This window comes from Actinokineospora pegani, from assembly GCF_009745975.1.
GTDB lineage: Bacteria > Actinomycetota > Actinomycetes > Mycobacteriales > Pseudonocardiaceae > Actinokineospora > Actinokineospora pegani.
This window is the reverse complement of the sequence record NZ_WHOL01000030.1, coordinates 1-2,453: the sequence shown is the minus strand read 5'-3', so window position 1 is coordinate 2,453 and position 2,453 is coordinate 1. Positions and strand designations below refer to the sequence as shown.

The 2,453-nt window shown below is 67.5% G+C and carries 2 protein-coding genes and 3 pseudogenes; 1 reads left to right on the top strand and 4 read right to left on the bottom strand.

All coding sequences use genetic code 11. The features are described from left to right. From GCL84_RS00990 to GCL84_RS30885, 3 genes and pseudogenes are all read right to left on the bottom strand, one after another. Window positions 1-354 (bottom strand): transposase (locus GCL84_RS00990; protein WP_268891312.1); only part of this gene is annotated, 354 nt, incomplete at its 3' end. Between the two features lie 163 nt (window positions 355-517). Beyond that, a pseudogene (locus tag GCL84_RS30890) lies at window positions 518-619 on the bottom strand (winged helix-turn-helix domain-containing protein); the annotation flags it as partial. Window positions 620-773: 154 nt separating this feature from the next. Continuing rightward, window positions 774-908 (bottom strand): annotated as a pseudogene (locus GCL84_RS30885) (helix-turn-helix domain-containing protein); the annotation flags it as partial. 136 nt (window positions 909-1,044) lie between these two features. On the opposite strand from GCL84_RS30885, the gene GCL84_RS00980 reads away from it, so the two are divergent. After that, a complete protein-coding gene (locus tag GCL84_RS00980) occupies window positions 1,045-1,911 on the top strand; it encodes a hypothetical protein (RefSeq protein WP_156753398.1) in 867 nt (288 codons plus the stop codon). Between the two features lie 365 nt (window positions 1,912-2,276). Here GCL84_RS00980 and GCL84_RS30880 read toward each other — a convergent pair. After that, window positions 2,277-2,408 (bottom strand): annotated as a pseudogene (locus GCL84_RS30880) (transposase); the annotation flags it as partial. Window positions 2,409-2,453: the final 45 nt, after the last annotated feature.

The following is a 2,453-nucleotide window of genomic DNA, read 5'->3' as shown; positions in this document are numbered from 1 at the left end:
CGGCGGCGCGGGAAGCGTCGGGTCTGGTGGGCGAGGCGGTCGAGGTTGTGGGCGCGTGAGGCGTTGGCGTCGCGTTTGAGGTCGGCGCCCGAGCAGTTCGTCGGGGTTGAGTTCGGGGCTGTAGCCGGGCATCAGGTGCAGCTCGACCCGCTCGGCGTTGTCCTGCAGCCAGGCGCGAACGGCTTTGCTGCGGTGCACCGGGTGCCGGTCGGCGACGACGTGCACCTTCCGGTCGGCCTGGCGGGCCATGCGGTCGAGGAACGCGGTGAACACCGGTGCGGTGAACCGCTGGGTGAACACGGTGAACCACAACGCGCCGCGCGAGGCGACCGCGGACATGACGTTGACCCGCAGCCGTTTCCCGCCTCACCCGCACGATCGGTGTGCGGCCGTTCGGCGCCCAGGACCGACCCGGTGGCGCGGTGTCCGACCGCAGCCCGCACTGATCCACCCACGCGATCACCGCGCTCTCGGCCTTCGCCCGTGCCTCGATCGCCGGGTATTCCTCGTCCAGCCAGGCCCGCACCGCGGCGGGCTGCTGATCGTAGGCCCTCCGGGCAGGTCGCTGCGGGGTGAAGCCGTGACGGCGCAACCACAACCCCACGCCCTGCTCGGTCATGTCGACCCACGACCAACCGGATCAGCTCGACCACCGCCTGACGGGTCCACAGCGGGCCGCCGAACAGCAACTCCTCCGGGGTGTAGTCGGCCATCGCCACGAACAGGGTGCCCCGGTCCTCCGGAGTGATCAGCTCGGCAGGGCCGGGACGTCCTCTGCGGGTCGCCAGGCCGTCGCGGCCATCCCGCCGATAGGCGCGCCACCAAGTGCCCACCGAGCGTTCGGAAACCCCGAACACCTCCGCGGCCCGCCGATAGCCCTCCACCTGCCCGGACTCCAACGCGGCCACCACCCGCAACCGCAGCACCTCACGCTCCGCAGGCGACAACCGATGCGCACCCTCGACCTCGATCACGAGCGATCAACCTACAGGAAGACGATCACTTTCGGTTCAATATGTTAGTGTTGGTTGTAGGGAGGGAGCAATGGGGGAGAAGTCAGCGGAAACCGAATCGACCCGCTCGGTGAAGGTGAGCCGATATACGCGCTGGATACTTCCGGTCGTCTTGGTCGTCGAACTTGCCCTTTTGCCCAGCGGGGTGATCAGTTTCTCAGACGGAATCCTGATCATCGTCATTATCGAGGCCACCTTTGCCCTGTTGGTCATCGCCGAATTGTTCACCCTGCGCCGCGCGGTGCGCCGGGCCAGGGCTCGCGGCCAGACTCTCTTCGATGCGGTGCTGGCCTCCCTGGACCACATCCTGCCGCCATGGGGCGCTCGCCTGATCCGCCACGACCTGATCATGTGGCGGGCGATCTGGCTGGTCGTCCGGGGTAGGCGGGACATCCCGCCGGGCGGCGACGGGATCGATTACAGCGCCCAGTTGCGCCCCCGGTTCTGGGTTTTCTTCTTCATTTTCCCGATCGAAATAGTCGCGGTCGAGCTCATACTCCCGTGGCCCGTCGTCCGGATCGTGATGACCGTTCTGGGAAGCATCGGCCTGGTTTGGTACTTGGCGTTGATAGCGACCCTGTACAAGTATCCGCACACAATCGACTCGAACACGCTCCGGTTGCGCTGGTCCTCGTTCAACGACCACTCCGTGCCGGTGGCCCAGATCGAGTCCGTGCGGCTCGCCAAGAAGCAGTGGCCGGTGAAGCGGTCCGTTGAGGCCGTGGACGGCGTGCTAGTCATGGAGATGGAGCAGGAGACCAACGTGCGGGCTCAGCTGCGCGAGCCCTACCGGGTCGACCTGGGCAAGCACGGGACCGAGGACGTCACCGCGGTCGCGTTCTGGGCCGACGACGCGCCGGGCGCGGTCGCCAAGATCGCCCAACGGCTTGATCGCTGACGTGATCGGGTCGACGAAGGAGTGCGCGGCGCGATGAGCCACATCCTCTTCCTCAACACCGACGACCGGGGCCACGTGTTCCCCACGCTCGCCGTCGTGGCCGAACTGGTTCGACGTGGTCACCGCGTCACCTATTGAGCCGAAAGTTTTCGGTTGCCTACATGATGGCGTAGCGAGCGTGTCGGGCCCCGAAGTAGCCGCGGACGAGGTGCGGCTGGCGCTGACGGCGGCGCGGGAAGCGTCGGGTCTGGTGGGCGAGGCGGTCGAGGTTGTGGGCGCGTGAGGCGTTGGCGTCGCGTTTGAGGTCGGCGCCCGAGCAGTTCGTCGGGGTTGAGTTCGGGGCTGTAGCCGGGCATCAGGTGCAGCTCGACCCGCTCGGCGTTGTCCTGCAGCCAGGCGCGAACGGCTTTGCTGCGGTGCACCGGGTGCCGGTCGGCGACGACGTGCACCTTCCGGTCGGCCTGGCGGGCCATGCGGTCGAGGAACGCGGTGAACACCGGTGCGGTGAACCGCTGGGTGAACACGGTGAACCACAACGCGCC

Excerpts from the sequence above, each read along its gene's own strand:
- GCL84_RS00980 (WP_156753398.1), top strand. The coding sequence starts at position 1,045 with ATGGGGGAGAAGTCAGCGGAAACCGAATCGACCCGCTCGGTGAAGGTG.